Source organism: Methylobacterium frigidaeris (assembly GCF_022179185.1).
GTDB lineage: Bacteria > Pseudomonadota > Alphaproteobacteria > Rhizobiales > Beijerinckiaceae > Methylobacterium > Methylobacterium frigidaeris.
The window spans coordinates 1-218 of the sequence record NZ_BPQJ01000445.1 but is presented as its reverse complement, the minus strand read 5'-3'; the positions used below and the strand labels follow the sequence as shown (position 1 = coordinate 218).

Below are 218 nucleotides of genomic sequence, written 5' to 3'. Positions count from 1 at the left end.
CGCCGCTGTGGCCGGTCGGGTTCTTCGGGCCGGGCGTGCAGCACGACGCCCGCCTGGCACTGATCCCCATCCAGGAAGGCCGGGCCTCGGTGTGCCTCGCCACGCCCTACTTACTGGCGAGCCAGACGCTGCTGACCGTGCTTAGGCTCGCCAAGATACGCGGCGTGATCGAGCACATCATTATCCCTAAGAAAAGCACGTCGCGGAAAGTCAGCAAG

The 218-nt window shown here is 65.1% G+C and carries 1 pseudogene; it reads left to right on the top strand.

The features are described 5' to 3' along the window. Positions 1 to 218 (top strand): annotated as a pseudogene (locus MFF64_RS37610) (hypothetical protein); the annotation flags it as partial.